Origin of the sequence: Auritidibacter ignavus (genome assembly GCF_029853775.1) — a bacterium.
GTDB classification, from domain to species: Bacteria; Actinomycetota; Actinomycetes; order Actinomycetales; family Micrococcaceae; genus Auritidibacter; species Auritidibacter ignavus.
The window spans coordinates 812216-837694 of the sequence record NZ_CP122564.1; the positions used below are offsets into that span (position 1 = coordinate 812216).

At 58.6% G+C, this 25479-nt stretch carries 22 protein-coding genes; 6 read left to right on the forward strand and 16 right to left on the reverse strand.

Translation table 11 applies throughout. The features are described from left to right. The first annotated feature begins 46 nt into the window (after nucleotides 1-46). A complete protein-coding gene (locus QDX22_RS03585; RefSeq protein ID WP_110099344.1) occupies nucleotides 47-835 on the forward strand; it encodes a DUF4191 domain-containing protein in 789 nt (262 codons plus the stop codon). Between the two features lie 30 nt (nucleotides 836-865). Here the strand turns inward: QDX22_RS03585 and QDX22_RS03590 are convergent, their stop codons facing one another. Beyond that, the gene (locus QDX22_RS03590) at nucleotides 866-1342 is read right to left on the reverse strand and encodes an RDD family protein (protein ID WP_279696279.1); all 477 of its coding nucleotides are present in this window, start codon (nucleotides 1340-1342) and stop codon (nucleotides 866-868) included. A 190-nt stretch (nucleotides 1343-1532) separates the two neighbouring features. Here QDX22_RS03590 and glnA (QDX22_RS03595) point away from each other — a divergent pair, with 190 nt between their 5' ends. Continuing rightward, the gene (glnA, locus tag QDX22_RS03595; RefSeq protein WP_279696281.1) at nucleotides 1533-2957 is read left to right on the forward strand and encodes a type I glutamate--ammonia ligase; all 1425 of its coding nucleotides are present in this window, start codon (nucleotides 1533-1535) and stop codon (nucleotides 2955-2957) included. Between the two features lie 214 nt (nucleotides 2958-3171). Next, the gene (locus QDX22_RS03600; protein WP_110110328.1) at nucleotides 3172-4176 is read left to right on the forward strand and encodes an LLM class flavin-dependent oxidoreductase; all 1005 of its coding nucleotides are present in this window, start codon (nucleotides 3172-3174) and stop codon (nucleotides 4174-4176) included. 26 nt (nucleotides 4177-4202) lie between these two features. Here the strand turns inward: QDX22_RS03600 and QDX22_RS03605 are convergent, their stop codons facing one another. From QDX22_RS03605 to rraA, 3 genes are all read right to left on the reverse strand, one after another. Further along, a complete protein-coding gene (locus QDX22_RS03605; protein WP_425248472.1) occupies nucleotides 4203-7385 on the reverse strand; it encodes a bifunctional [glutamine synthetase] adenylyltransferase/[glutamine synthetase]-adenylyl-L-tyrosine phosphorylase in 3183 nt (1060 codons plus the stop codon). Then, entirely contained in the window at nucleotides 7342-8700 is a 1359-nt protein-coding gene (gene glnA, locus QDX22_RS03610) for a type I glutamate--ammonia ligase (RefSeq protein ID WP_279718176.1), read from the reverse strand. Before glnA (QDX22_RS03610) ends, QDX22_RS03605 begins: the two co-directional genes overlap by 44 nt. Nucleotides 8701-8787: 87 nt before the next feature. After that, nucleotides 8788-9288 carry a ribonuclease E activity regulator RraA gene (gene rraA, locus QDX22_RS03615; RefSeq protein ID WP_279718017.1) on the reverse strand — a complete coding sequence of 167 codons (501 nt, stop codon included), beginning with the start codon at nucleotides 9286-9288 and terminating at the stop codon, nucleotides 8788-8790. Nucleotides 9289-9338: 50 nt separating this feature from the next. On the opposite strand from rraA, the gene panB reads away from it, so the two are divergent. Next, a complete protein-coding gene (gene panB / locus QDX22_RS03620) occupies nucleotides 9339-10187 on the forward strand; it encodes a 3-methyl-2-oxobutanoate hydroxymethyltransferase (RefSeq protein WP_279718018.1) in 849 nt (282 codons plus the stop codon). A 74-nt stretch (nucleotides 10188-10261) separates the two neighbouring features. Here panB and QDX22_RS03625 read toward each other — a convergent pair whose 3' ends face one another. Continuing rightward, nucleotides 10262-10444 (reverse strand): SPOR domain-containing protein, encoded by a 183-nt coding sequence (locus QDX22_RS03625; RefSeq protein WP_279718019.1) that lies wholly within the window; start codon nucleotides 10442-10444, stop codon nucleotides 10262-10264. Between the two features lie 82 nt (nucleotides 10445-10526). Between QDX22_RS03625 and map the strand changes: the two genes are divergently transcribed. Then, the gene (gene map, locus QDX22_RS03630; protein ID WP_110099336.1) at nucleotides 10527-11492 is read left to right on the forward strand and encodes a type I methionyl aminopeptidase; all 966 of its coding nucleotides are present in this window, start codon (nucleotides 10527-10529) and stop codon (nucleotides 11490-11492) included. Between the two features lie 39 nt (nucleotides 11493-11531). Beyond that, nucleotides 11532-12335: a polyphosphate--glucose phosphotransferase gene (ppgK, locus tag QDX22_RS03635; RefSeq protein WP_279718020.1), complete on the forward strand. Its 804-nt coding sequence runs from the start codon at nucleotides 11532-11534 to the stop codon at nucleotides 12333-12335. Between the two features lie 114 nt (nucleotides 12336-12449). Here ppgK and nrdR read toward each other — a convergent pair whose 3' ends face one another. The 11 genes from nrdR to murC all read right to left on the reverse strand — a co-directional run bounded on the left by nrdR (nucleotide 12450) and on the right by murC (nucleotide 25387). Further along, complete coding sequence (nrdR, locus tag QDX22_RS03640; protein WP_279718021.1) at nucleotides 12450-12935, reverse strand: transcriptional regulator NrdR; 486 nt, start codon at nucleotides 12933-12935, stop codon at nucleotides 12450-12452. 123 nt (nucleotides 12936-13058) lie between these two features. Then, nucleotides 13059-16643 carry a DNA polymerase III subunit alpha gene (dnaE, locus tag QDX22_RS03645; protein WP_279718022.1) on the reverse strand — a complete coding sequence of 1195 codons (3585 nt, stop codon included), beginning with the start codon at nucleotides 16641-16643 and terminating at the stop codon, nucleotides 13059-13061. A gap of 115 nt (nucleotides 16644-16758) precedes the next feature. Next, on the reverse strand, nucleotides 16759-17706 hold the full coding sequence (locus tag QDX22_RS03650; RefSeq protein ID WP_279718023.1) for an RluA family pseudouridine synthase: 948 nt from the start codon (nucleotides 17704-17706) through the stop codon (nucleotides 16759-16761). After that, on the reverse strand, nucleotides 17693-18256 hold the full coding sequence (gene lspA, locus QDX22_RS03655; RefSeq protein ID WP_233492026.1) for a signal peptidase II: 564 nt from the start codon (nucleotides 18254-18256) through the stop codon (nucleotides 17693-17695). Before lspA ends, QDX22_RS03650 begins: the two co-directional genes overlap by 14 nt. A 142-nt stretch (nucleotides 18257-18398) precedes the next feature. Beyond that, the gene (locus QDX22_RS03660) at nucleotides 18399-19142 is read right to left on the reverse strand and encodes a DivIVA domain-containing protein (protein WP_279675201.1); all 744 of its coding nucleotides are present in this window, start codon (nucleotides 19140-19142) and stop codon (nucleotides 18399-18401) included. A 302-nt stretch (nucleotides 19143-19444) separates the two neighbouring features. Then, on the reverse strand, nucleotides 19445-19729 hold the full coding sequence (locus tag QDX22_RS03665; protein ID WP_110099330.1) for a YggT family protein: 285 nt from the start codon (nucleotides 19727-19729) through the stop codon (nucleotides 19445-19447). A gap of 115 nt (nucleotides 19730-19844) precedes the next feature. Beyond that, on the reverse strand, nucleotides 19845-20471 hold the full coding sequence (locus QDX22_RS03670) for a cell division protein SepF (protein WP_110099329.1): 627 nt from the start codon (nucleotides 20469-20471) through the stop codon (nucleotides 19845-19847). Nucleotides 20472-20598: 127 nt separating this feature from the next. Continuing rightward, nucleotides 20599-21324: a purine nucleoside phosphorylase YfiH/LACC1 family protein gene (locus QDX22_RS03675; RefSeq protein WP_279718024.1), complete on the reverse strand. Its 726-nt coding sequence runs from the start codon at nucleotides 21322-21324 to the stop codon at nucleotides 20599-20601. A gap of 70 nt (nucleotides 21325-21394) precedes the next feature. Continuing rightward, nucleotides 21395-22618 (reverse strand): cell division protein FtsZ, encoded by a 1224-nt coding sequence (gene ftsZ, locus QDX22_RS03680; protein ID WP_110099327.1) that lies wholly within the window; start codon nucleotides 22616-22618, stop codon nucleotides 21395-21397. Nucleotides 22619-22776: 158 nt separating this feature from the next. Continuing rightward, nucleotides 22777-23877, reverse strand: coding sequence for a cell division protein FtsQ/DivIB (locus tag QDX22_RS03685; RefSeq protein WP_122548883.1), 1101 nt, complete (start codon nucleotides 23875-23877; stop codon nucleotides 22777-22779). Nucleotides 23878-23893: 16 nt separating this feature from the next. Beyond that, entirely contained in the window at nucleotides 23894-25387 is a 1494-nt protein-coding gene (gene murC / locus QDX22_RS03690) for a UDP-N-acetylmuramate--L-alanine ligase (protein WP_279718025.1), read from the reverse strand. Nucleotides 25388-25479: the final 92 nt, after the last annotated feature.

A 25479-nucleotide genomic window follows, 5' to 3' on the forward strand; every position in this document is an offset into this window, starting at 1 on the left:
CGGGGTGAGTTATCCACAGATAACTTTCGGTAGTATAGGTGTCATTATGGCCTCAGATAATTCTTCTCCCACTAAAGATCTCAAGACTGTCAAAGCCGAGCAGAAAGAGCGTCGGCGACAGCAGAGAGCCGAAGCGAAGGCGAACAAGAAGAGCCGCAAAAAGAACCAGGACGGTTTTTTCAAACGTATTGGGCGAGTCTTTAAAGACACCAAAGAATACGATCCCGCCGTGGTGTGGTGGATGCTACTTGGTTTTGCGGTGCCGATTCTGATCGGTGTCATCCTTGCCGGTCTCACCGGCAACTGGGTGACGTGGATCTTGATTGCTATCCCGTTCGGTTTGCTGACCGCCTTGATTATCATGAACCGGCGGGCTGAACGCGCGGCTTTTGCGCGCATCGACGGACGTCCTGGTGCTACGGGCGCGGCTTTGTCAACGTTAGGCCGCGGCTGGGTGGTACCCCAGGAGCCGGTCGCCATGAACGCTAAGTCTCAGGAAGCGGTGTACCGTGCCACCGGGAAAGCTGGTGTGGTCCTGGTGGCTGAGGGCTCGTATAACAAGGCCCGTCAGCTGGCTGAAAAAGAGCGTCGCCACATGAGCCGTTATTTGCCTAATGTCGAGATCCGTATTCTGCAGGTCGGTCATGGAAAGAATGAAGTGTCACTACACCAGCTGAGAAAGACCATCAAACGGATGAAAAAAACCCTCAATAAGCACGAAGTTCGGGCCATTGAGAACCGTCTGGCGTCCTTGCCTAGTAATAAGCTCCCGATTCCTAAGGGTGTGGATCCTTTCAAATCCCGTCCAGATCGTCGGGCGATGCGAGGGCGCTAAAGCCCCGGAGCTCGAGCGTGGATACACTAACTAGGCGGTGATCACGACCGTTTTGGCGAGCAGATCGTGGACTCCACGCTGGTCCTTGTCCATCACGATCGCCGGGATAAACAGGCCCAGGAGCAGCGCACGAATTGCTGCCTGCCATAGGCCCACGGAGGCCCCGCCAACGCGAACCACCTGAATGCGGAATAGAGCTTTGCCGATGGTGGCTCCCAACAGTCCTACCAACAGCCAGTGCATCATCACGAAAAACAGCAGGGGAAGCCAGGGCTGATCACTGCCAACAAGCCAAGCCAATCCTACGGAGATAAACCAGTCGCTAAACAGTGCTCCGACACGGCGTCCCAGCGAGGCAACCGAGCTCGGCCCGGTTCTGGGGAGCCCTAATCGTTCACCGGGGTAGGTATCTTGCCCTCCCGGGGGACCTTCCACCCAGGAAGCAAGATCTTTCCGGGTGATCAACGGGTCCTCGGCGTTGTCTTCGCGACGGTGTTCTGCGGACATAAGACAACTCTATCGGTTCGGTCTTGTCATCCTCAGTGTGTGGCAGGCACGGCTCCGCCTGACCAAGACCCTTTCTCCGTTGCGCTATTGCAGAAATTCCCGACGGCTTTCCCCCGATCAAAGCGCGCTTTCTGTAGGGTTAATGCCATCGCGGAAAGTCTGCATCGCGGAAACTATGACAGGAGTAAGAATGTTCTCCACCTCAGAAGAAATTCTCGCCTATCTCAAAGACGAGGATGTGGCCTTTGTTGATGTGCGGTTCACCGACCTCTTCGGTGGAATGCACCACTTCAACCTGCCGGCCAAGGCTGTCGACGACGACTTTTTTGAAAGTGGCCAGCTCTTCGACGGCTCGTCGATTCCCGGCTTCGCCACCATCGCAGAGTCCGATATGCAACTGATTCCCGATGTGACCACCGCGTTTATCGATCCCTTCCGGGAGCAGAAGACTCTGGCTATGTTCTTTTCTATCATTAATCCCCGCACCGGGGAGCCCTACCACCGGGATCCCCGCGGTGTGGCCACGCGAGCAGAGGATTATTTAGCCTCCACCGGTATCGCCGACACTGCCAGTTTCGCCTCTGAAGCCGAGTTCTACCTACTGGATGGCGTCCGTTACGAGAATCAGGCACATAAATCGTTCTTCGAAATTGATGCTGAAGAAGCCTGGTGGAACACCGGTCGTGAAGAGCCCGGTGGCAACCTAGGACACAAGACTCCGTCCGGTGGCGGCTACTTCCCGGTCTCCCCGATTGACCAAATCGCCGATGTGCGTGATGAAATCTGCTTACTTTTGGAACAGGTTGGGCTCGAAGTCGAGCGCTCTCATCACGAGGTCGGCTCGCCCGGGCAGGCCGAGATCAATTTCCGCTTCGATTCTTTGTTGCACTCGGCCGATAAGGCTCAGGTGTTCAAGTATGTCGTGAAAAACACCGCCTTGTTGTTCGGCAAAACCGCGACCTTTATGCCCAAGCCGGTCTACGGTGATGGCGGTTCAGGCATGCACTGCCACCAGTCCCTGTGGCAGGACGGAGAACCGCTGTTCTACGACGAAAAGGGCTACGCTTCACTGTCTGATCTGGCCCGCTGGTACATCGGCGGACTGCTGGAGCACTCCTCAGCCATTATGGCCTTCACCAACCCGACGGTGAACTCCTATAAGCGTCTGGTCAAAGGTCACGAAGCACCGATCAACATGCTCTACTCGCAGGGCAATCGCTCGGCAGCTATCCGCATTCCGATTACCGGGACCAACCCCAAAGCCAAGCGACTGGAGTTCCGTGCGCCGGACCCCTCCCAGAACCCCTATCTCGCTTTTGCAGCTCAGCTGATGGCCGGTCTGGACGGAATTCGTAATCGCATCGAGCCACCGGAGCCGGTGGATAAGGACCTCTACGAGTTGCCTCCGGAAGAAGCCGCCGATGTAAAGCAGGCGCCACGCACTCTGGAAGAAGCGATCGACGCTCTGGAAGAGGACCACGAATTCCTCCTGGCCGGTGATGTGTTCAGCGAAGACCTGATCAACACCTGGATTGACTATAAGCGTGAGTACGAAATCAATGTGTTGCGCGCCTACGTTTCGCCGAAGGAATTCGAGCTCTACTACTCGATCTAGCACCTACGCCATCAAGGACGGCTTCGACCTTCTACCTGGCGACTCAGGTAAGTGCAACGGTGCTGGTGGGGATCACAGTGATCCCCACCAGCACCGTCGGTTAATACCGTGGTGAATCTGACACGCGTCGTAGCACCGCCAAGGAATATTTGTCTCTCGGTTGGAGCTATACGCGACAGAAACACAGATCCTGCTCACTGAAAGAAGGTTTCGAATGCCTGAAGCTGGCGCTTCAACGAACTACCGGGTTTCCATTCTCGACTTAGCCACCGTCCGCCATGGGCAGTCGATTGGTGACGCGGTCGGTGAATCGCTGACTTTGGCCCAGCGGGCCGAAGAACGAGGTTTCCACCGTATTTGGTTCGCTGAGCACCACAACATGCCCTCGATCGCTTCGTCGGCAACCTCCGTGTTGCTATCTCACATCGGCGCCCACACCTCCACGATCCGCTTGGGCTCTGGTGGCGTGATGTTGCCCAACCACGCTCCGTTGCTGATTGCCGAACAGTTCGGGATGTTGCAGGAACTCTACGGCCCCCGCATCGACCTCGGCTTGGGCCGTGCACCGGGAACCGACCAGAAGACCCTGTGGGCACTGCGTCGCGATCCTCAGTCCGCTGACCGGTTCCCCCAAGACGTTGTGGAGCTGCAGGGCTACTTAAGTGGGGACTCCCAGATTCCCGGGGTGGAAGCCTACCCGGGTAAGGACACCAACTTGCCCATCTTCATTCTCGGCTCCTCACATTTCGGCGCGCAGCTAGCTGCCAAACTGGGCCTGCCCTACACCTTCGCATCTCATTTCGCTCCGCAGATGCTGGAATCGGCTGCCAGCTTGTACCGGGAGCACTACGAGCCCTCTGAACAGCACCCGGAGCCCTACTTCATTGCGGCCCTGAACGTCATTGCCGATGAGACCGAAGAGGGCGCCCAGGCCAGCTTGGAGGCCGCTCAGCGCTCCCGGATTCGGTCCTTCCTGGGTCGCGGTAAGAACCTCAGCGACGATGAGGTGTCCTTACTGCTCCACTCTCCGGCCGGCGAACAGGTGTTGAGCATGTTGAAGTACACTGCGGTGGGCACCGCCTCAGTGGTACGCGAGTACATGGATCAGTTTGCCGAACGGGTCTCAGCCGATGAGCTGATCATGACTAATCTGGCCCCGTCGTTGCAGAGTCGCTTGACCACCTTGGACCTGGTCGGCTCCTCGGTCATCAACCGATAAACTCCAGTCACCCCGATGGGTTGAGGCTAGTTCATCCCATAGAACCGATGTTCGAACACCTGCCGAGCATGGCGGGTGATGCGCAAGTAGTCCTCTTCGAAAACACCCGCATTGCCCGACTCATACCCGCACCACTGGGCGACCGCTTCTAGGTCATCTCGGTTGGTGGGCAACGTGTCGGAGGCACGGGCCGACCAGATCATATTCGCCGAGCGGATCCTAGAGCACAGTCTCCAGGAGTTTTCCAAGGCTTGGGCCTCGTGGGCATCAAGGTGCCCGAGCTCGTGCAATGCCTCCAACGCTTCCATGGTGGAGGTGGTGCGCAATGACTCTGCTTGACCGGCGTAGTGCAACTGGAAGGTCTGCACCAGCCACTCCACATCCGACAGCGACCCACGCCCGAGCTTCACATGCCGGTTAGGATCAGCCCCGCGGGGTAGTCGCTCGGATTCCACCCGAGCTTTCATTCGACGGATCGCCCGTAACCGCTGCGGGGTCAGCTCGGTGTGATAGCGCACCGAGTCTGCCCAGTCCGTGAATTCATCCTGCAGAGCCTGTTCTCCAGCTAGCGTCCGGGCCCGCAACAACGCCTGGATTTCCCAAATCTCAGCCCATTGCTGGTAGTAGTTCCGATAGGACTCCATCGAGCGCACCAAGGGACCCTGTTTGCCTTCGGGGCGCAGGTCCGCGTCAATCATCAGTACCGGTTCCAACGGGATGGCCGGTTTCAGCGGCATCTTCAGGTAGTGGGCGAGTTTCTTGGCTTGGCTGACGGCCTGTTGGTGGGCCTCACGCTCGTCGGTGGCTGCCTCGGTGGGTTGGTGAACGAACATCACGTCCAAATCCGAGCCATAGCCGCATTCCTGTCCGCCTTGGCGCCCCATGGCCACCACCACCAGGTTCGCCAGTCGTTTCTCACCACTGTCGACAAGTTCGCGTTCCACCAAATCTAGTCCGGCCATCGCGCTGGCTTGGTCGGCCCGGCATAGCGCGTGAGAGATCTCATCTTGGTCGATCAGTTCCAAGGCGTCAGCCATTGCGGTACGCAGAATTTCGCGTCGACGAATCAGCCGGATGTGGCGCATCGCTTCGTTGACTTCAGGGTGACGCGACAGCACCGAGCGCATCTCGGTCAGGATGGTGTCCAGGCTCAAGGGCACCAGGTCCTGGTCACGGTCTAGCCAGGCGGTGGCCTCCGGAGAGTGTTCCAGCAAGTCGCAGACATACCGGGAACTGGACAACACGGTGCAGAGTCGCTCGGCAGCATCGGAGGAGTCCCGCAACATACGCAGGTACCATCCTGAGCGACTGATCGATTCCGACAGACGCCGGAAACTCAGCAGACCACCATCGGGGTCCGGACCGGCAGCCAGCCAGCCCAACACGGCCGGTAAGAGCTGACGCTGCAACGCCGCCGAGCGAGACACGCCCTCAGTAAGGAACCCAATATGGCGGATCGCGCCCTTGGGGTCTCGGTACCCCAGGGCGACCAGCCGCTGTTGGGCAGCTTCAGAGGAGAGTCTGACCTGGTCGGCCGGCAGGGCCGCGGTGGCGGGAAGGAGCGGCCGGTAGAACAACCGCTCAAAGACCTCGGCGACGGCTCGAGCCGTCTTCTTCCAGCTGCTCAGCAACTCATCAGCGTTATGCGGATGTTCCTGCGCCCCTGAGCCGACGGCCCGGGCTAGCACCCGGAGATGTTGTTCTTTTTCGGGTAGCAGGTGGGTGCGACGCATCTGGGCAAGTTGTAACCGGTGCTCCATCACGCGTAAGAACCGGTAGTAGTCCGTCATCGAGCGCGCGTCGGCCCGTCCCACGTATCCGCCGGCTTCCAAAGCCTGGATGGCTTCTTCGGTGGAGCGCACATGCAGGCTCGAATCCGTTTTTCCGTGCACCAGTTGCAACAGCTGGACCGGAAATTCAATGTCACGCAGTCCCCCACTGCCGAGCTTGATGTCACGGTGACGCTGCTTCGCCGGAATATTCTTTACCACCCGGCGTCGCATCGATTGGACCTGAGAAACGAAGCCCGGCCGGGTGGAGACCTGCCAGACCAGGGGGTAGATGGCGTTGAGATATTCCTCAGCCAAGCGGTGGTTACCGGCCAGTCGACGACACTTCAGCAAGGCCTGGAACTCCCAGGTATGGGCCCACCGGTTGTAGTACGTGCGGTGTGACGCTACCGTGCGCGACAGTTCTCCATCTTTGCCTTCGGGGCGCAGGTTGGCGTCGACCTCCCACAGCCCGGGCTCTGGGGCGGGAGACTGGATGGTGTGTGAAATCCCGGTGGCCAGTTCTCGGGCCACCGCGGTCATGGTTTCCTCCGACAAAGACTCCACATGCTCCGAGGCTGCCGGTCCGTGCACAAAAATCACGTCTACGTCCGAGAGGTAGTTCAGCTCTCGGGCACCGCATTTGCCCATCCCCATCACGGTCAGGCTCGTGCCATCGATTTCTTCGCGACTAAACTTCGACTCAGCATCGAATCTCGCCACCGCCAGAGCGGCCTCCAGGGCCGCAGCAGCCAGGTCAGCCAACCACCGGGAAATAATCGGCTGGGCACCCATGGGATCGGGGGCATTGAGGTCTTGGACGGTAATGCTGAGAATTTGTCGCCGATACATGACCCGTAGCGCCACCGCCGCCTCTTTACCACCCTGGGTGGCCACCGGTTCTTCCTGCTGTGGATCAGCTCCCACAGCCTCCAGTAACAGGCAACGCAAAGCCTCGGGAGCATAGCGTGCTTCTCCGTGCGCATCAGGCTCGTAGATCCCAGCAACTGCGGGTGCGCTGGCCACAGCGTCCTCGGACCCGGTGACGACGTCCAGGTGCTCAGGGTAGCGGATCAGAAATTCACCAAGGGCTTCCGAGGTGCCCAACAGCCGAATCAGCGAGCGGATCTGGTGTTGCTCAGCTTCGTTGAAGAGCTCTTGGACACCGGCTTCGGCCTCCACGAGCCGGATCAGCAGGATGAGCGCTTGGTCAGGATTGGCAGCCACCGAGATGACATCGAGCAAACGGTCTCGATCCAGCTCAGCGAGCTCGGGCGCTTGTAGCCGGCTTTCCGCTCGCGACAGGTCGGTGAACCCCGCTCCGGCCAGGGTGCGCCCGCGTGAGGACCGGGATCGTGAACCGGATGCGGAGGCGGGGGTACGTTTGGTCAAGAAGTTACACCGCCCCGAGGTAACGGGAGAGCTCGAACGGGGACACATTGACCCGGTATTGTTCCCATTCTTCGCGTTTATTGCGCAGGAAGGACTCAAAGACCTGTTCGCCGAGCACCTCGGCAACGAATTCAGATTCTTCCATCACCCGCAAGGCATCGTGGAGGGTGGATGGCAACGGTGAGTGCCCCAAGAGTCGGCGTTCGTGTGAGGTCAACTGTGAGATGTCTTCTTGGGCAGCCTCAGGTAGGTCATATTCTTCCTGAATACCCCTCAGACCGGCAGAGAGTAGCAACGCATAGGTCAGATAGGGGTTGGCCGCGGCATCAATACCGCGGTATTCCACCCGAGCGGATCCGGCCTTATCCGGCTTATATAAGGGAACACGGACCAGGGCGGAGCGGTTGTTGTGGCCCCAGGAAACATAGGGTGGTGCTTCTCCCCCGCCCCAGAGCCGTTTATAGGAGTTGACGAACTGGTGGGTTACCGCGGTGATCTCCGCGGAGTGTCTTAGCAGTCCGGCGATAAAACGACGGGCGGTGGTCGACAGCTGGTACTCGGCTCCGGGCGCATAGAAGGCGTTGACGTCCCCTTCGAATAACGAAAAGTGTGTGTGCATCGCTGAGCCGGGGTGTTCGCCAAAGGGCTTGGGCATGAAGGTCGCGTAGTAACCCTGCAAAGTGGCGACTTCTTTGACCACGGTGCGGAATGTCATGATGTTATCCGCGGTAGCCATCGCATCCATGGCACGTAGATCAATCTCGTTCTGGCCCGGGCCCCCTTCGTGGTGGGAGAACTCCACGGAAATTCCGACCTGCTCCAACATGGACACCGCATGACGGCGGAAGTCTTGGGCGACCCCACCGGGCACGTGGTCAAAGTACCCGGCAGCATCCACCGGTTCGGGGTTGTGCATCATCCGCTTCGGGTCCGAGCGTTCTTCCAGATCTGCCTTGAGCAGATAAAACTCGATTTCCGGGTGCAGGTAGCACGTGAATCCCAAATCCGCGGCCTTGTCGATACTGCGTTGGAGCACGTAGCGGGGGTCAACGGCCGCCGGTTCCCCATCGGGCATCTTCACGTCGCAGAACATGCGTGAGGTTTGTTCATCTTCACCCCGCCAGGGCAAAACCTGGAAGGTCGAGGGATCCGGTTGTAAGAGCATGTCGGATTCGAAAATCCGGGTGAACCCATCGATCGAGGAGCCATCGAACCCCAGGCCCTCGGTGAAGGCGTACTCCACTTCAGCCGGGGCCAGAGCCACTGATTTCAGGGCACCGACCACATCGGTGAACCACAGTCGCACAAAGCGGACGTCTCGATCCTCAAGGGTGCGCAACACGAATTCTTGCTGCCGGTCCAATCGTTCCACGGTCGCTCTCCTGCATCAGCGTCGTGAGGTGGTGGGGCTCGCCGGTGACGAGCTACCTCGGCAAGTCTACGTCACCGCTTACTCGGTGTCGTCTAGTTCCACCGGGTCACTAGTGACCACGATCCCGTCGGCATCGGAGTAAACGTATTCTCCCGGAATGAACTCAATCCCACCGATCACCAGGTTAACATTCGTGACACCCAGTCCTTCTTTGCGGGATTTTTGGGAGTTGGTGCCCAAGGCTTTAACACCGATCGCCATCTCGGCGATCTCGGCCGAGTCGCGGATGGCGCCATGGACGATCACCCCGGCCCAGTTGTTGTCGATGGCCAGTTGAGCAATATTGTCTCCGAGCAACGCCCGGTTCAGGCTTCCGCCCCCATCGACAACAAGTACCCGCCTATCTCCTGGCGTGGACAGCGTAGCCCGGACTTCGGTGTTGTCTTCAAAGCAACGCACCGTGGCGATCTGGCCGGCGAATTTCTGCACTCCGCCGAAGTTCCGTAGTTGAACCGGACAGCTCCGGACCGACTCTCCAAGGTGATCTGCAAGGTCTGTGGTGTTCAGTGGTGTTGTCATGCCTCGATCTTAGAACATCCTCTGTGATCTAGATCCCCTAGACTGTGAGCATGTCGAGTTCAGAGAACATCAGCTACGCCACCGAGAGCCCGAACCCGAAACGTGTTCGCACCCACCACCTCCAGCAACTCAAAGACGCCGACCATCGGTTTGCGATGCTCACGAGCTATGACGCCCTGACCGCCCGGATTTTCGACCAGGCCGGTATCGAGGTGTTGCTCGTCGGTGATTCCGTGGGCAACACGGTGCTCGGCTATGACACGACCATGCCGGTCACCTTAGATCAAATGGTGCTGTTCTCCCAGGCGGTCGCTCGTAGCGTCGGACGGTCCCTGGTGGTCGCGGATATGCCATTTGGTAGCTATGAGTCCTCGGTGCAACAGGCCGTGGACAGCGGGGTTCGGCTGATTAAAGAAGCCCAGGTCGCGGCGGTCAAGCTCGAGGGTGGCGCCCGGTATGCCGAACACGTGGCTGCGATGACCTCAGCGGGTGTGGCGGTCATGGGCCATATCGGGTTCACGCCACAGTCAGAACATGTGCTCGGTGGGTTTCGGGTCCAAGGGCGTGGCCAGGACGCCACCCAACAGATGATCCAGGACGCACTAGCACTTCAAGAAGCTGGGGCGTTTACCGTGTTGATGGAAATGGTGCCCACTGAGGTGGCCGCCGCAGTCGACGAGGCCTTGCAGGTACCGACCATCGGGATTGGCGCCGGCAATGCCACCACCGGTCAGGTCTTAGTCTGGCAGGACGCTTTCGGACTTAATACCGGGCGTCTGCCACGATTCGTCAAGCAATACGCCACCCTTGCGGAACAGCTCTCCCAGGCGGCCAAGACCTATGCCGATGAGGTGCGTTCGGGGGCATTCCCGGACGAGGACTACTCCTTCGCCCGTTAGGTCCGTGGTGGATCAGCGTGCAACGGGGAGCACGTAGCGCGGTCGAGTGCGCGCCAGCAGGCGGGGCGAGACGGCTAGTCCTCGGCTTCGTCCTCGGCGTCCCACCGCTCATTATTCTCCTGGACCTTCTCCAAAGCCCGACGAGCCTGTTCCGCCGTCTCGAAGGGGCCCAACAATTTGCGCCAGTTCGATTGGGGACCCTTTTCAACCTCGTGAGTCTCAGCATTGAACCAGTACTGTGTCGCGCTGTCAGTCATGGCTCCATCCTCTCATATGTTCCCGAGCTGAGCCTCGGGGGCGAACTACCCCGCACATGCTATTCAGCGTTAGGATCAAGGTATGCCCAGCAATTCAGTGACACTTCATCCTGCCCCAGAACCCGGTACCGAGGGTTCCCATAATCTTCCGGTCGATGGTCCGGCACGGCCTGGGCCCGGCTCGCTGGCGCCGGTGGGACGACTCGCCCCGGGGTATGTTGCCCCACGCTTGCACGTACCCGCCGAAATTCCCCGGCCCGATTATGTCGGCAAAAAAGACCCGAATGAGGGTCAGCACGGCGATGTTTATGATGAGGTAGCTATCGAGAAAATCCGCGCTGCCGGGCGGCTGGCCGCGGAGGCGATGAACGCGGTCGAAGCTGCGATTCAACCCGGTGTCACCACTGCCGAGTTGGACCGCATCGGCCACCAGTACATGATCGATCACGGGGCTTACCCCTCATGTTTGGACTACCGGGGTTTCCCAAAATCACTGTGTACCTCGCTGAACGAGGTCATCTGCCACGGGATCCCCGATGACACCGTGCTTGAAGACGGTGACATCATCAATATCGATATCACCGCCTACCTGGATGGTTACCACGGCGACCATAATAAGACCTTTACCGTCGGTGACACCGACGAGCAGTCCCGGTTGCTCATCCAGCGCACCCACGAAGCCATGATGCGCGGTATCAAGGCGGTCAAGCCCGGACGCGAAATCAACGTGATTGGTCGTGTGATTGAAAAATATGCCAACCGGTTTGGCTACGGTGTCGTCCGCGACTTTGTCGGCCACGGCGTGGGCCGGGAGTTCCACTCCGGGTTGATTGTGCCCCACTACGACACCGCCCCGGACCATAACACCGTGATGGTGCCCGGCATGGTGTTCACCATCGAACCGATGATCACACTGGGCGATATTTCCTGGGAGATGTGGGATGACGACTGGACGGTCACGACCAAGGACCGTCAACGCACCGCTCAGTTCGAGCACACACTCGTGGTACGCGAAGATGGCGCCGAAATTTTGACCCTAGCCGAGTAGACACGATCGGAAGACGAGTACAAGGGAACCGTGGTAGCGATGTCTGGTAACAACACCCCAACCTATATCGGCGTGGATATTGGCGGCACCGGGATGAAGGGTGGCATCGTCGCAATCTCGGCCTCCGGCCAGCAGGCCGGTGAACTCTCCGGCGAGCGGTTCCGGATTCCCACCCCGCAACCAGCGACTCCCCAGGCGGTCGCGCGCACCGTCGCCGAGATCATCGATGAACTTGACAGCCGTGAAATGGCCCCGGCCCGGGATCGCCCGGTGGGAATTTGTTTGCCGTCAGTGATTCACCACGGGCTGGCGCTGTCTGCCAACAACATCGACCCGTCCTGGATTGAGACGAATGCTCACGAGCTGTTCTCCGATCACCTGCACCGCGATGTGCGAGTCATCAACGACGCAGATGCTGCCGGGCTGGCTGAAGCCCGTTTCGGTGCTGCCCGCGGGGTGTCTGGTTCGGTGCTGGTGGTTACACTGGGCACCGGCATCGGTTCGGCCATGATCCATAACGGAGTGTTGGTGCCCAATTTCGAACTGGGTTCACTCGAGTTCCGGGGAAATATGGCCGAGCGCGATGCCTCTGCGTCGGCGCGGGAGCGTGCTGAGCTAAGTTTCCAGGAGTATGCCGAGCAACGGTTACAGCCCTATTTCTCCTATCTGGAACGACTATTTTCCCCGGAACTGTTCGTGATCGGCGGTGGCATATCGCAACGTGCCGAAGAGTTCCTGCCCTATGTGAAGCTCCGCGCACGAACTATCCCGGCACAGATGGTCAATAACGCTGGCATTATTGGCGCAGCGTTGTACGCCTCGATCGCCGACGCATCGATGTAGTCGAGGCCGGTTTCACACCGCAGTCTGCACCGCGACGAGGCAGTGCCGCGGTCCATTGAGTTGAAAACCGGTGGGATCGCGGCTTCCCCTCCGCAATCCCACCGGAAAACTATTTTATCGAGTAAAGAGCTTCGCTTGTAGGGGTTCTACCGCGAAAGGATGCTCTCTCAGCTCGCTAATGGCTTTCTCGAAATCGTCCAAAGAATCAAAGTCCTGGTACACCGAGGCAAATCGCAGATACGCCACCTGATCCAATCGGCGCAATGGTCCCAGAATGGCCAACCCGACTTCGTGGGCATCGACCTCCGAATTACCGGTCGATCGAATGGCCTCTTCAACCTCTTGCGCCAAGACAGCCAAGTCGTCTTTTGATACCGGGCGACCCTGGCAAGCTTTCGAGACACCGTTGATGACCTTATTGCGGTCAAAGGGCTCAGCGACTCCGGAACGTTTCACCACCATCAAAGAGGTGGTTTCTAACGTGGTGAAACGTTTACCACACGCTTGGCACTGCCGACGGCGACGAATTGCAGAGCCGTCCTCGAGCGAACGAGAATCGACCACCCGGGACTCCTCGTGTCGACAGAAAGGACAGTGCATCTTCGCTCCGATTTTCTCACCGTGTCACGGTATCGACGTTAGACATCCCCCACAGTACTCCCACATATAGGCGTGTTTCAAATACACAGCTACTACATGTAGTAACCGAAGGGTTTGTGGCTCTCAGTCCAGACAGGAGGCTCCCAGCAGCACCTTGAGGTCACCAAATAGGGCTGGATTAGGTGACACGCGGAAATCTGGGCCAAGCTGCATCACGTCAATGCCGAGATTGCCCATCAGTTTCACCCGCACGTCGGTCGACCCGGAATGGTTCTTCAGGGTTTCGCCAAGCTCCCGCATCAGACTTTCGGTGGCCTTGAAATGCGGGATGCTGAGGTTCACCGGTCCCCCATGGCCTACACTGGCTTCCTGTGCGTCGATCAGCGTCATCTCTTGGGCCGAGAGCGAGACCGACCCGTCGTCACGTCGTTGGACTCTGCCTTTGACCGAGACGATGAGATCTTCGGCCAGTACGGTGGCAATCGGTGCATAGACCTGTCCGAAAAACATCACATCCATCGACCCGTTGAGATCTTCGACTTCGGTACGGGCATAGGCATTACCCGAGTTCTTCGCGATCCTGCGCTCCAGGGTGTTGATCAGGCCAGCAATGGTGACTTGGGCCCCGTCAGCAGGGCCATCTTCATCCAGGATCTGGGTGATGGTGTGGTCAGCGTATTGCGACAGCACCGATTCTAGGCCGTGCAACGGGTGATCCGAGACGTAGAGTCCCAGCATGCCACGTTCAAAGCTGAGCTTGGTCTTACGATCCCATTCCGGAACGTCCGGCACAGAGATACCCAGGCCCACGTCAGCGGCTGAGGTGTCGCTGTCGTCGAGCAGGGAGAAGAAGTCGAATTGGTTATTGGCCTCTTGCCGTTTCTGCACCACCGAGGCGTCTACGGCTTCTTCATGCACCGCCAACAAAGCGCGCCGGGGCTGACCCATCGAATCGAAGCCCCCGGCTTTAATCAAGGATTCGATGGTGCGCTTATTGCACACCACCTGCGGGACCTTTTTAAAGAAGTCCTGGAAGCTGGTGAACTGACCTTGCTCTTCACGGGCGTTCACGATCCCGTGCACGACATTGTCGCCCACGTTGCGCACCGCCCCCAGGCCGAAACGAATATCGTTACCAACCGGGGTGAACTGCAAAGCTGATTCATTGACGTCGGGCGGAAGCACTGTGATACCCATGCGACGGCACTCGTTGAGATACATTGCCATCTTGTCTTTATCCGAGCCCACCGAGGTCAACAGGGCTGCCATGTATTCAGCCGGATAGTGAGCCTTCAGGTACGCGGTCCAATACGAGACGAGTCCGTAGGCAGCCGAGTGGGCCTTATTGAACGCGTAGTCAGAGAATGGAAGCAGAATGTCCCAGAGCGCAGTCACCGCCTCTTCCGAGTAACCACGGTCCAGCATGCCTTGATGGAAGTCCACGTACTGTCGGTCCAGCTCGGCTTTCTTTTTCTTGCCCATTGCGCGACGGAGAATATCCGCTTGACCCAGCGAGTAGCCGGCGACCTTCTGGGCGATGGCCATCACCTGCTCCTGGTAAACAATCAGACCGTAGGTGGTGTCCAAAATGTCTGCCAGTGGTTCTGCTAGCTCCGGGTGGATCGCGGTAATCTCTTGTTGGTTGTTCTTGCGCAACGCGTAGTTGATGTGCGAGTTGGCACCCATCGGACCTGGACGATACAGCGCGATGGTCGCGGAAATATCTTCGAAGTTATCCGGGCGCATCATCTTTAGTAGCTGGCGCATAGGGCCACCGTCGAGCTGGAAGACTCCGAGGGTTTCTCCACGCGCCAGCAACTCATAGGATTCGGTGTCGTCTAAGGTGAGAGCTTCCAAATCCAGTGGTGTTCCCTGGTTGGCCTCAATGTTGTCCAGGGCATCCGAGATGATGGTCAGGTTGCGCAAACCCAAGAAATCCATTTTGATCAGCCCCAGGCCTTCACAGGTGGGGTAATCAAACTGGGTGATGACCTGGCCGTCTTGGAGTCGGCGCATAATGGGGACTACATCAATCACCGGCGCCGAGGACATGATCACCCCGGCCGCGTGCACACCCCACTGACGCTTCAAACCTTCTAGGCCCTTCGCCGTTTCGAAGACATCTACCATCTCCGGGTCGGTCTGGAGCAATTCGCGGAACTCTGCAGCCTCGTTGTACCGAGGCGCCTCGGGGTTCTCAATGTCTTTGAGCGGAATGTCCTTAGCCATCACTGCCGGTGGGAGTGCTTTGGTGAGCTGCTCCCCCATCGAGAACGGTTTGCCCTTCACACGGGCAGAGTCTTTCAACGCCATCTTGGTCTTGATGGTGCCGTAGGTGACAATCATTGCCACCCGCTCGTCCCCGTATTTTTCGGTTACATAGTCAATAACCTCAGGACGACGGCGATCGTCGAAGTCGACGTCGAAGTCAGGCATCGAGACACGGTCCGGGTTCAAGAACCGCTCGAAGATCAGCCCGTGCTTGATGGGATCCAGCTCGGTAATCCGCATCGCGTAAGCGACCATCGAGCCTGCACCAGACCCACGGCCTGGGCCGACGCGGATGCCGTTATTCTTGGCCCAGTTGATGAAGTCTGCCACGACCAGGAAGTAACCGGGGAAACCCATGGAGATGATCACGTCAAGCTCATAGTCGGCTTGCTTCTGGGCGTAGTCGGGGACTCCGTTGGGATAACGATTGCGCAGGCCTTTATTGACCTCTTTGATCAACCAACTGGTCTCGTCTTCCCCCTCGGGCGTGGGGAAGGCCGGCATGTAGTTGGCATCGGTGTTGAAGCTGACATCGCACTGTTCGGCAATGAGCAAGGTGTTATCGCAGGCTTCGGGGAACTCTTTGAACAGAGTGCGCATTTCACGCGATGACTTCAAATAATACTCGTTGCCTGAAAAGGCGAAACGGGAACCGCCCTGATCGTAGGTGGGCTCATCCAGTCGGGACCCCGATTGCAAGGCTAAGAGGGCTTCATGGTGACCGGCGTCGTGCTCGTGGGTGTAATGCAGGTCGTTCGTAGCGACCATGGGTAGATTGAGTTTTTTGCCGATCTCAAGCAGATCGGTAAACACCCGGCGCTCAATATCGAGGCCGTGTTGCATGATTTCCAGGTAGAAATTCTCCTTACCGAAGATATCGCGGAATTCCGCAGCGGCCTCCAGCGCCTCTTGTTTCTGGCCCAGTCGCAATCGAGTCTGCACTTCCCCGGACGGGCACCCGGTGGTGGCAATAATGCCCTCCGAGTATTGGCTCAGCAGATCTCGGTCGATGCGCGGCCATTTAGAGTAGACCGAATCCAGTGATGCGATCGAGGCAGCTTTGAATAAGTTGTGCATGCCGGTGTTGTTCTTCGACAACATGGTCATGTGCGTATAGGCGCCACCGCCCGAAACATCGTCACCACGCTGGCCCTGTTCGCCCCACCGCACCCTGGTTTTGTCGTGGCGGGACTGGTGGCCGGGGGCCAAATACGCTTCTAACCCGATAATGGGTTTGATGCCGGCGTTTTTGGCTTTGGACCAGAAGTCGAAGGCGCCGAAGAGATACCCGTGGTCAGTAATGGCCATGGATTCCATACCCAACCTGTTGGCCTCGGCGAATAACTCGTCCAGTTTCGCCGCTCCATCCAACATCGAGTACTCGGTATGGGTGTGCAGGTGAACGAAACCTCGATCCTCAGAGGCAGTTGAGGTCATAGGAATTGATCATCTCCTCGACGACGGCCAGGGTCACCAGACCCCAGTCTAGTCCTTTCACACCTGCTGTATAGCAGGAGTGGGGCAGCTCCTCACCCGCTTCTGTACGGGGCGACTACCGATTGCGGAGCACCGAGAGAGCATACTGCAAATCGTTAGGGTACGGGCTGGTGTAGGTGACCCATTCGCCGGTGGTGGGGTGTTGAAAACCCAGTTGGTGGGCATGCAACCACTGTCGGGTCAGCCCCAGGTTCGCGGCCAGCTTTGGATCAGCACCGTAGGTGAGGTCTCCGGCCAGCGGATGACGCATCGCGGAGAAATGGACACGGATTTGGTGGGTGCGACCGGTCTCCAACCCCACACGGATCAGCGTGGCAGTACCGAAGGATTCCAAGGTCTCGTAGTGCGTGACTGCATGTCGACCACCGTCCAGGACAGCAAACTTCCAGTCGTGTCCTGGGTCGCGACCGATCGGGGCGTCGATAGTGCCGTCGACGGGATCCGGTAGCCCCTGGACCAGAGCGTGATACATTTTGGCCGGGACCCGGTCACGGAACTGGTCTTTCAGGTGGGTATAAGCGGTTTCACTGGTGGCCACCACCATCAGTCCACTGGTTCCCACGTCCAACCGCTGCACGATGCCTTGTCGTTCAGCGGCCCCCGAGGTAGAGATCCGGTATCCGAGTCCGGCGAGGCCGCCGACCACGGTGGGGCCGACCCATCCCGGAGAGGGGTGTGCAGCCACGCCGACGGGTTTGTCGACGACCAGGTAATCGGGATCTTCGGCGATAATCGTCAGGTCTTGCACAACCTCCACTTTAACCTCTAGCGGGTCGGGGTCTTGCGCGTCGGTGACCACCACTCTGGTACCCGGTGTAACCTTGGTGGATTTCAGTACCTGATCTCCGCTGTCAGCCTCGGTCACCAGGCCACGAGAGATCCAATCGGCTGCTTGAGAGCGCGAGACCCCTAACGCTCGCGAGAGCACCGCATCGGCGCGTCCGGATTCGGTCAGCTCAATCTGCTGCTGCTCTGCGGGGCGCTCGGGATTAGTCTGAGACATTTTCTGGACTTTCCGTCCGGGCAGGCTCGACGGGAGCTTCGTCCTCGGCGGCATGATCGTTCATAGGTAGCCCCGTAAAGATCAGGATTACGACCGCGATCATCGAACACACAATCAGTGAGTCGGCAATGTTGAAGATCGCAAAATTGGGCAACGAGATGAAGTCCACGACGTGCCCGACGCCGAAGCCCGGTTCACGAAAGAGCCGGTCGGTGAGGTTGCCGGCAATGCCGGCGGCCAGACACCCCAGCGTGATCAACCACGGAAGGGTTCGGGCCCGGCTGATGATCAGATACATAACGACCCCCAGAGCAAGGGTTTGAATGATCGTGAAGATCCAGGTGTAGTCAGTACCGATGGAAAAAGCTGCCCCGGGGTTGCGGATAAAGTACCAGTGCAATAAGGGCGGAATGACCGGGATGGATTGTCCTTCGGACATATTTTCCACCACGACGTATTTGGTGATTTGATCGATCAGATAGCCGATGACGAGAGGGATCATGGCCATCCACCAGGGAAAAGTGCGGCGGCGTGATTGGGCATCGCTCACGGTGGTGCTCCAAGGTCGGGCGTGTTTCATCTCCAGGCTTCGTACCGGCTGGTCGCAATCCTTGACACAATTCAGCCGACCACGCTGAAAAGAACGTGGTCGGCTGAGTCGATAGTGGTATCGAGACGGTCACCCGCGCTGATTACTCAGCAATACGAGACTGGGAGTCCAGGTCCTGCAACTGACCTTCGATGAAGGCACGAAGCCGGGAGCGGTAGTCGCGCTCGAAGCCACGTAGTTCTTCCACTTCGCGTTCCAGAACCGACTTCTTCTGTTCGAACTCGTTGAGGGTCTTGCGCGACTGTTCCTGTGCGTCGCTGACCAGCTTGTCAGCTTCTGCCTGCGCGTCGGAGATGATGCGGTCGCGGGTCTGCTGACCTTCGGCAACGTATTCATCGTGCAGACGCTGAGCCATCGCCAGGACGCCGGCGGCGGAGTTCGCATCGGCGTTGGTCTGGACGTTGGCCTGTTGCGGGACAGCGCCGGTACCGTACTGGTCATTGTTGGCGAAACCAGCGGCACTCTGCGGGCCGGCAACGGGTGCGGCCTGCTCGGTCGCGGGTGCTTCGCTTTGTCCTGAAGCCTCAGCTTGAGGCTGGTGGTCTTCAGGTGCCTCGGGCTGGGTGGCGGGCTCTTCAGCCGGGGTCTCAGCGGACTGACCATCAGCAGAAACGGGGGCAGGTACGGCAGCCTGGGAACTCTCGGAGCCGGCTCCACCCTGCAGCTCGGAGACCTGACGACGTAGTTCGTCGTTCTCTTGGTTCAGCCGACGTAACTCGACGACGATCTCGTCGAGGAAATCATCTACCTCGTCCTGGTCATAGCCTTCACGGAACTTTGTGGTCTGGAACCGTTTGTTGACTACATCTTCCGGCGTGAGAGCCATGTGGTCTCCTCAATAAGTGTCGTGTCCTACCCAGCTGGGTAAAACCTAGGGTTAGGTGCTATCGGTGATCTTCACAGACCACTATTGGTCACAATGTCATCCCTGGTAACTAGATTACCACCAGCAACACCGTATCAGAGATCAAGCTGACATTGCTTCGAATGATGATATTGATTTTTTACCAGATATTGCGCGGACATCTCAACCTTTTAGTGCTGTGGGAAACAATCGACCACTGGGATTTATCTGCACGAGAAGCTGGTTACAGTTGAGGAACTTTGTGGCACGAAGTGTCAAAAACTTTACTGCAAAGGAACAAGAGCCCGCAGAAGAATAACCACAATGAATACCACGAGGAAGGCCACGTCAAGGCCGATTCCGCCCAGATTCAGCGGTGGGATCTTGGAACGTAACCAACGGATCGGTGGGTCAGTAACGGTATAGACCGCGCTAGCCAAGATGAGTGAAATCCCCCGAGGTCGCCACTGTCTGGCAAAGGACTGCACCACGTCATAAACGACTCGAACGAGCAGGCTGTACCAGTACAGCGTCAACACGAGGTGCAAGAGCGCGAAGACGATATTCACTCTCAGAGTTCCTTCTGCAACGTTGTACGGGAGACTTTAATTCTACCGGACTCGGCTGAACCTGGTGGAAAGCTCACCCGAGTCCGGCCAAAACGCAAGCTGTAGTGGCCTGATCTTAAGCCTGGTTGAAGAAGGAGACTTCTTCTTCGTTGGTCTGTGAGCCTTCGGTGATGACTTCTACGGTGTTGGGGGTCAGCAGGAAGACCTTATTGGTCACTCGCTCGATGGAGCCGTAAAGACCGAACACCAGCCCCGCCGAGAAGTCGACCAAGCGCTTGGCTTCAGCCTCGGACATGTCGGTGACGTTCATGATGACAGGAACGCCGGACCGGAACGATTCACCGATCAGTTTGGCGTCGTTATAGGAACGTGGGTGAATGGTGTTAAGCTGGTGCACTTCCGAGGCTTCCTCTCTGGTCTGAGTGGCACGCTTGATCGGGGTCACCGGTGCACGGTACCCGTTGTCGTCTCCGTCCTCGGAGCTATTGTCTGGGGAAGGCACGGCGCGTACCGGGCTGAACTCCCGCCGAAGAGTCGGCATCTGGTTGACCGGCTCAGCGACCTTTGCCTGCTGTTCGTCTGCCTCGGCCTGATTCTTCGACCGCGACGTGCCACGGTCCTGGGAACGTGACTCAGAGCGCGATGCCGTGGCCTCAGCCTTTTGTTGTTGCTCTTGCTCGTAGTGTTCGTCACCGTCGGCAAGACCCAAATAGATCATTGCCTTCTTCATTCCACCAACCATAAGTTCCTCAATCTTTCAGCTAGCGTGGACTCTATAGCTCACATTAATTCACGGGGGCCAAAAATCTCGGGACCAACGGCGGTGTTTTGCCGCGTGTCACTGACTAATTCTGGTTGTCGTTGACAGGTTAGTCGGCAAAGACCATGCCTGCGCACCGCCCCACGGGGTGGCCTCCCCGGTGTGAAAAAACGCGCGAGTCTTCCAATGTGCAAATCTGGGAGCGGTGAACGGTCACCCCCAGGTCTTCCATGAGCTGCTGGCCGGCGGCAGGCAGGTCCAGCGCTGGGGTCTGCCAGCTGGTGGTGGAATACATTACCGGCATCACCGCAGAGGCTTCCGAGCGCATCTGTTCTGGCACTTCATAACATCTCCCACAGATGGATGGCCCGATCCACGCGGTGATCTCGGTCTCTGGCTCGTGTTCGCGCAAGGTGGCGATAGTGTTTTGCAAAACTCCGCTGAGCAAACCGACGCGCCCGGCGTGGGCTACCGCGGTGGCTTTCCCGGAGGTCGTGAATACCACAGGCATGCAGTCTGCGACCAGAATGGCCAACGGTGTGGCACCGGTAGCCGAGATACTTGCATCGGCGACCACGGAATCGGTGGTCTGAGACCAGCCCGGGAGTTCATCGGCCTCAACCACGGTGGCCGAGTGCACCTGGTGCAGGAACACGGTGGTTCCTTCAGCAATCCCGGCTTGCTTTTCAACAGCTCGCCGGCGAGCATAAATCTCGTCGATGCTCTCCCCTGGTTCGCGGGCCAGCAACCCGAGGTTTCCCATGTTGGCATGAGAGAAACCTACCGTGTGTCCACTGGGGCTACGGTAGGTTTCTACAAAGGCAGACTCAGTCACGAATAGTTCCGTCCGCTACAGCTTAAGGCAATACCAGAGCCTGTATGAGGCGCTGGGTGTATGGCAGAGTTTATTTCAGGAAGTCCGGAACATCGAGGTCGTCGCGGCGATCTTCTTGGTTCTCCACCACAGTGGGGACATCTTCTGATTCCTCGTTTGTGGCATTGCCGTCTTCGTCCAGGGATTCTGGGACAGCCGGATCTGCGTCATCGGCGACCGGAGCCAACGGAGTCGCCGTCGGCACGGAACCGGTCTGTTGCTGGCCAGGAACCGACTCGCTCCGGGTATGACCAGCGGAGTTGCTGGGCAGGCTCGGTGACTGGGTAGCGCTCTGCTGCTGGTCATCGTCGTTATCATCGAACCCGGCAGCAATAACGGTGACCCGCACTTCATCGCCAAGATTATCGGAGATGACCGCACCGAAGATGATGTTGGCTTCGGGGTGAGCCACTTCTTGCACCATGCGTGCTGCTTCGTTGATTTCGAACAATCCAAGGTCGGAACCGCCCTGGACTGAGAGCAACACGCCGTGGGCGCCGTCGATCGAGGCTTCCAGCAAAGGAGAGGCGATGGCGGCTTCGGTGGCTTTCACAGCGCGTTCTTCGCCTTGGGCGGCACCAATACCCATCAGCGCCGAGCCGGCGCCTTGCATCACCGATTTCACGTCGGCGAAGTCGAGGTTGATCAAACCGGCGGTGGTGATCAGATCGGTGATGCCCTGGACACCGGAGAGTAGCACCTGGTCGGCCAGTTCAAAAGCTTCCATGACCGAGATGGAGGGGTCAGATACGGTCAGTAACCGGTCGTTGGGGATCACGATCAGCGTGTCGACTTCATCGCGTAGTGCCTCAATGCCGTTCTCTGCGCTGGTCGCGCGACGGCGACCTTCGAAAGTAAACGGGCGGGTGACAACACCGATGGTGAGTGCTCCCAGCGACCGGGCCACGCGGGCCACCACCGGAGCAGCGCCGGTACCGGTTCCGCCACCTTCACCGGCGGTCACAAACACCATGTCAGCACCTTGGAGGGCTTCTTCGATCTCTTGGACGTGATCCTCAGCAGCCTGTGCTCCGACCTCAGGGTTGGCACCGGCTCCCAGTCCACGGGTCAGTTCCCGACCCACGTCGAGCTTCACATCAGCCGAAGACATCAACAGAGCCTGTGCATCGGTGTTGACCGCAATGAATTCAACGCCGCGCAGTCCAACTTCGATCATGCGGTTGACGGCGTTCACGCCGCCTCCGCCGACGCCGACGACCTTAATGACGGCTAGATAATTCTGAGGTGATGCCACGATGTGATTCCCTTATCTGATGTCGGGTATGTCAGGCCGGCCACGGCTCGGGATCATCCCGAGTCCATTAAGCCTAAAAGTTCTACCCATGACGTTAGAGTGCCACGGCGGTCACGGCAATGACCGCCGTCGCGTGTCGTGTCGATATTTTCAGCGAATTATCGCGTCACCGGGTGGTCAGGTGCAGAGACGTCGTATTCGGAGATCTGGGCAGATTCCTCGTCAGGTAACGCCAACAACGCTTGTACCACACGTCCTTTCTTTTCGGCGTCTTGGGCATTACCCCACACCACGGTTTTGTCATTGGCCAGGGTGAGCTCAATCGAATCGATGGACTCTCCGGAGGCCTGAGTGACCTCCTGTCGCAGATCGTCGGGCAAGGAACCCAAGACTTCGGTGATGGTATTGAACAGCACCGGATCTTCGACGTCTTCGGCTGAGGACACGACCGGTAAGGTCTGGTCCTGTGCTTGGGCTGCGGTGATCGTTGCGATCTCTTCGGCTGCGTCGTTGAACACGGCGTATCCATCGCCCTTGGGGGCCATGGCGACCGGGGTGAATTCGTGCACTTCGACGAACAGGGTGTCTGGTGGTTCTGCGCGAGTGCTGACCGAGGCCACCGCTGGTGAAAAGGAGAGTAGCTCCATCACTTCGTCGTCGCCGACTTGCGGCAAGGGGCGCTCTTTGAGCGGTCCTAATAGTTCGGTAGCGCGCTGTTCGCTGAGTATCGAGGTTCCGGAGATCTCAATATTCTTGATCGCCAAAATGGGCGAATAGAACAGCACGGCAATGGCAACCAGAGCCAGTACGAGGACCCCGGCCAAAGAGATCCCCATGAGTTTCAGTCGTTTTTTCGTCAGCTGTGTGGCAGTGGGGGGAAGTTCCACCACGGTCTGATCAGCCAAGGTGCGGTCAGTTTTCTCGGTCTTGTCTTTGGTAGGACGGGAGAATCTGAGCCGAGGTTTTTTCGCTGGTTTATCCCGTTGTTCATCCCGTTGCGCAACCGGCCCTCCTGCCGGTTTTGCCGTCGGTGTTAGCTTCTGCTGGGTCGGGTCGCGTTCAGCACTGAAACTCCGCGACGTTGTCGTGGACTCAGACTCTTCGGTCTGTTCGGTATCCCGCAGATGCTCAGGCAGGGGCTTCGAGGCGCTCAGCGAGTCGTCTTCCGAGCGCTGAGCCAGCCCCGGGTATTTCTGTACTACGTCCGCGTCAGTGCTGGTGGCGGTGCGTGCGTTGGTGTCGTGAGTCTTGTTGTTCATACCGGACTGTCCGTGCTCACTGTTGTGGTGACTGTGCCCTGGCGGCCAGCTGGTCGAGGATCGTCTGGGTGGAGGCGTTAATATCTCCGGCTCCAAGCGTCAGGACCAGATCCCCGGGCTGAGCGCGGTCCACGATGGTCTCGATGGCCTCGGCAGGTGTGATGGCAACCTGGCCAGCGGCGGGAAAACCGGACCGTAGCGTCTCGGTCAGCTCCTTGGTGATCAGCGAGGCGTCCACTCCAGGGATCGGTTCTTCTCGGGCGGGATAGATTTCCAAAACCCGCACGCTATCAGCTGTAGACAGTGCATTGGCAAACTCGGCGGCAAAATCCCGGGTACGAGAAAACAGGTGCGGTTGGAAAATGGCATGGACCTTTCCGCAACCGCTCAAGGTCTGGGCGGCATGGATTGCTGCCCGGACCTCAGTGGGGTGATGCGCGTAGTCATCGTAGACCTTCACCCCGGCGACTTCGCCGTGGAACTCAAAACGACGAGCCGAGCCGTGGAAGCGACGAAGACCGCGAGTACTCTCATCGGGTGAGATGCCGATCAGGTGTCCGGCTAAGACCACCGCCGCGGCGTTGAGTGCATTGTGGGTGCCCGGCTGGGCCAATGCGACACTGAGTTCCCCGGCATCGGCCAGTCGACCGGCGAAACGGTAGCTCACCCGTTGTCCGCTACCTGCTGGTTCAGAGTCGCACATCGCGAGATCCACCGGGTGGTCGCCACGACCATGTCCATAGAAATACACCTCGGGCACCGACGGGTTGTCAGCGCGAGTAGCCCTCAGCTGGTCTGCCAGGTGTCGGCAGCCGGGGTCATCTGCACACAGGATGAGCGCCCCGTCAGAGCTGACCAGGTGAGAGAAGTCTTCAAAGACCTGGTGGACGGCTTCTTCGGTGCCGTAGAAGTCGAGGTGATCGGCCTCGATGTTGGTGATGATAGCCATATCGGGACGGTAATTGAGTAGGGTTCCATCGGATTCATCGGCTTCGGCTACGAACCACTCGCCGGCTCCAGAATGGGCATTCGGGCCCAGCCCAGCCACCGCTGCTCCCACCGCGTAGGTGGGGTCCAGTCCGGCTTCGGTCAACACGGTGGCAGCCATTGACGACGTGGTGGTTTTACCGTGGGTTCCGGCCACGGTCAGGACCTTGTGGCCCTGCATGGCCATGGCTAAACCTTCCGAGCGGTGTAGCACCGGAATCCCGGCTGCCTCAGCGGCTTGGCGTTCGGGGTTTTCGGCGGTGGCTACCGAGGAGGCAATAACTAGCTCGATGGGTCCCAGTTCAGAGTCATGGTGAGCAGCGGCGAAGTTCTCGGCCCGGTAGCCTATGAAGACTCGGGCACCTTGCTCCGCCAATTCGTCAATCACGGGCAGGTGTTTGGCATCGCTACCGGAGACTTTATAACCCTGGGAGAGCATGATCCGGGCAATGCCGGAGACGCCCACTCCGCCCAGTCCGAGGAAGTGCACGTGTGTCACGGTATCGAAACGGTGGTCGGTCATCACGGGGCTCCTGGGGTTGGCACATCGGTTGTGGTCAGTGTACGGGAGGTGTTGGTCGGTGCTGGTTGGGTGCGAGCTGGTTGGCTACGAGC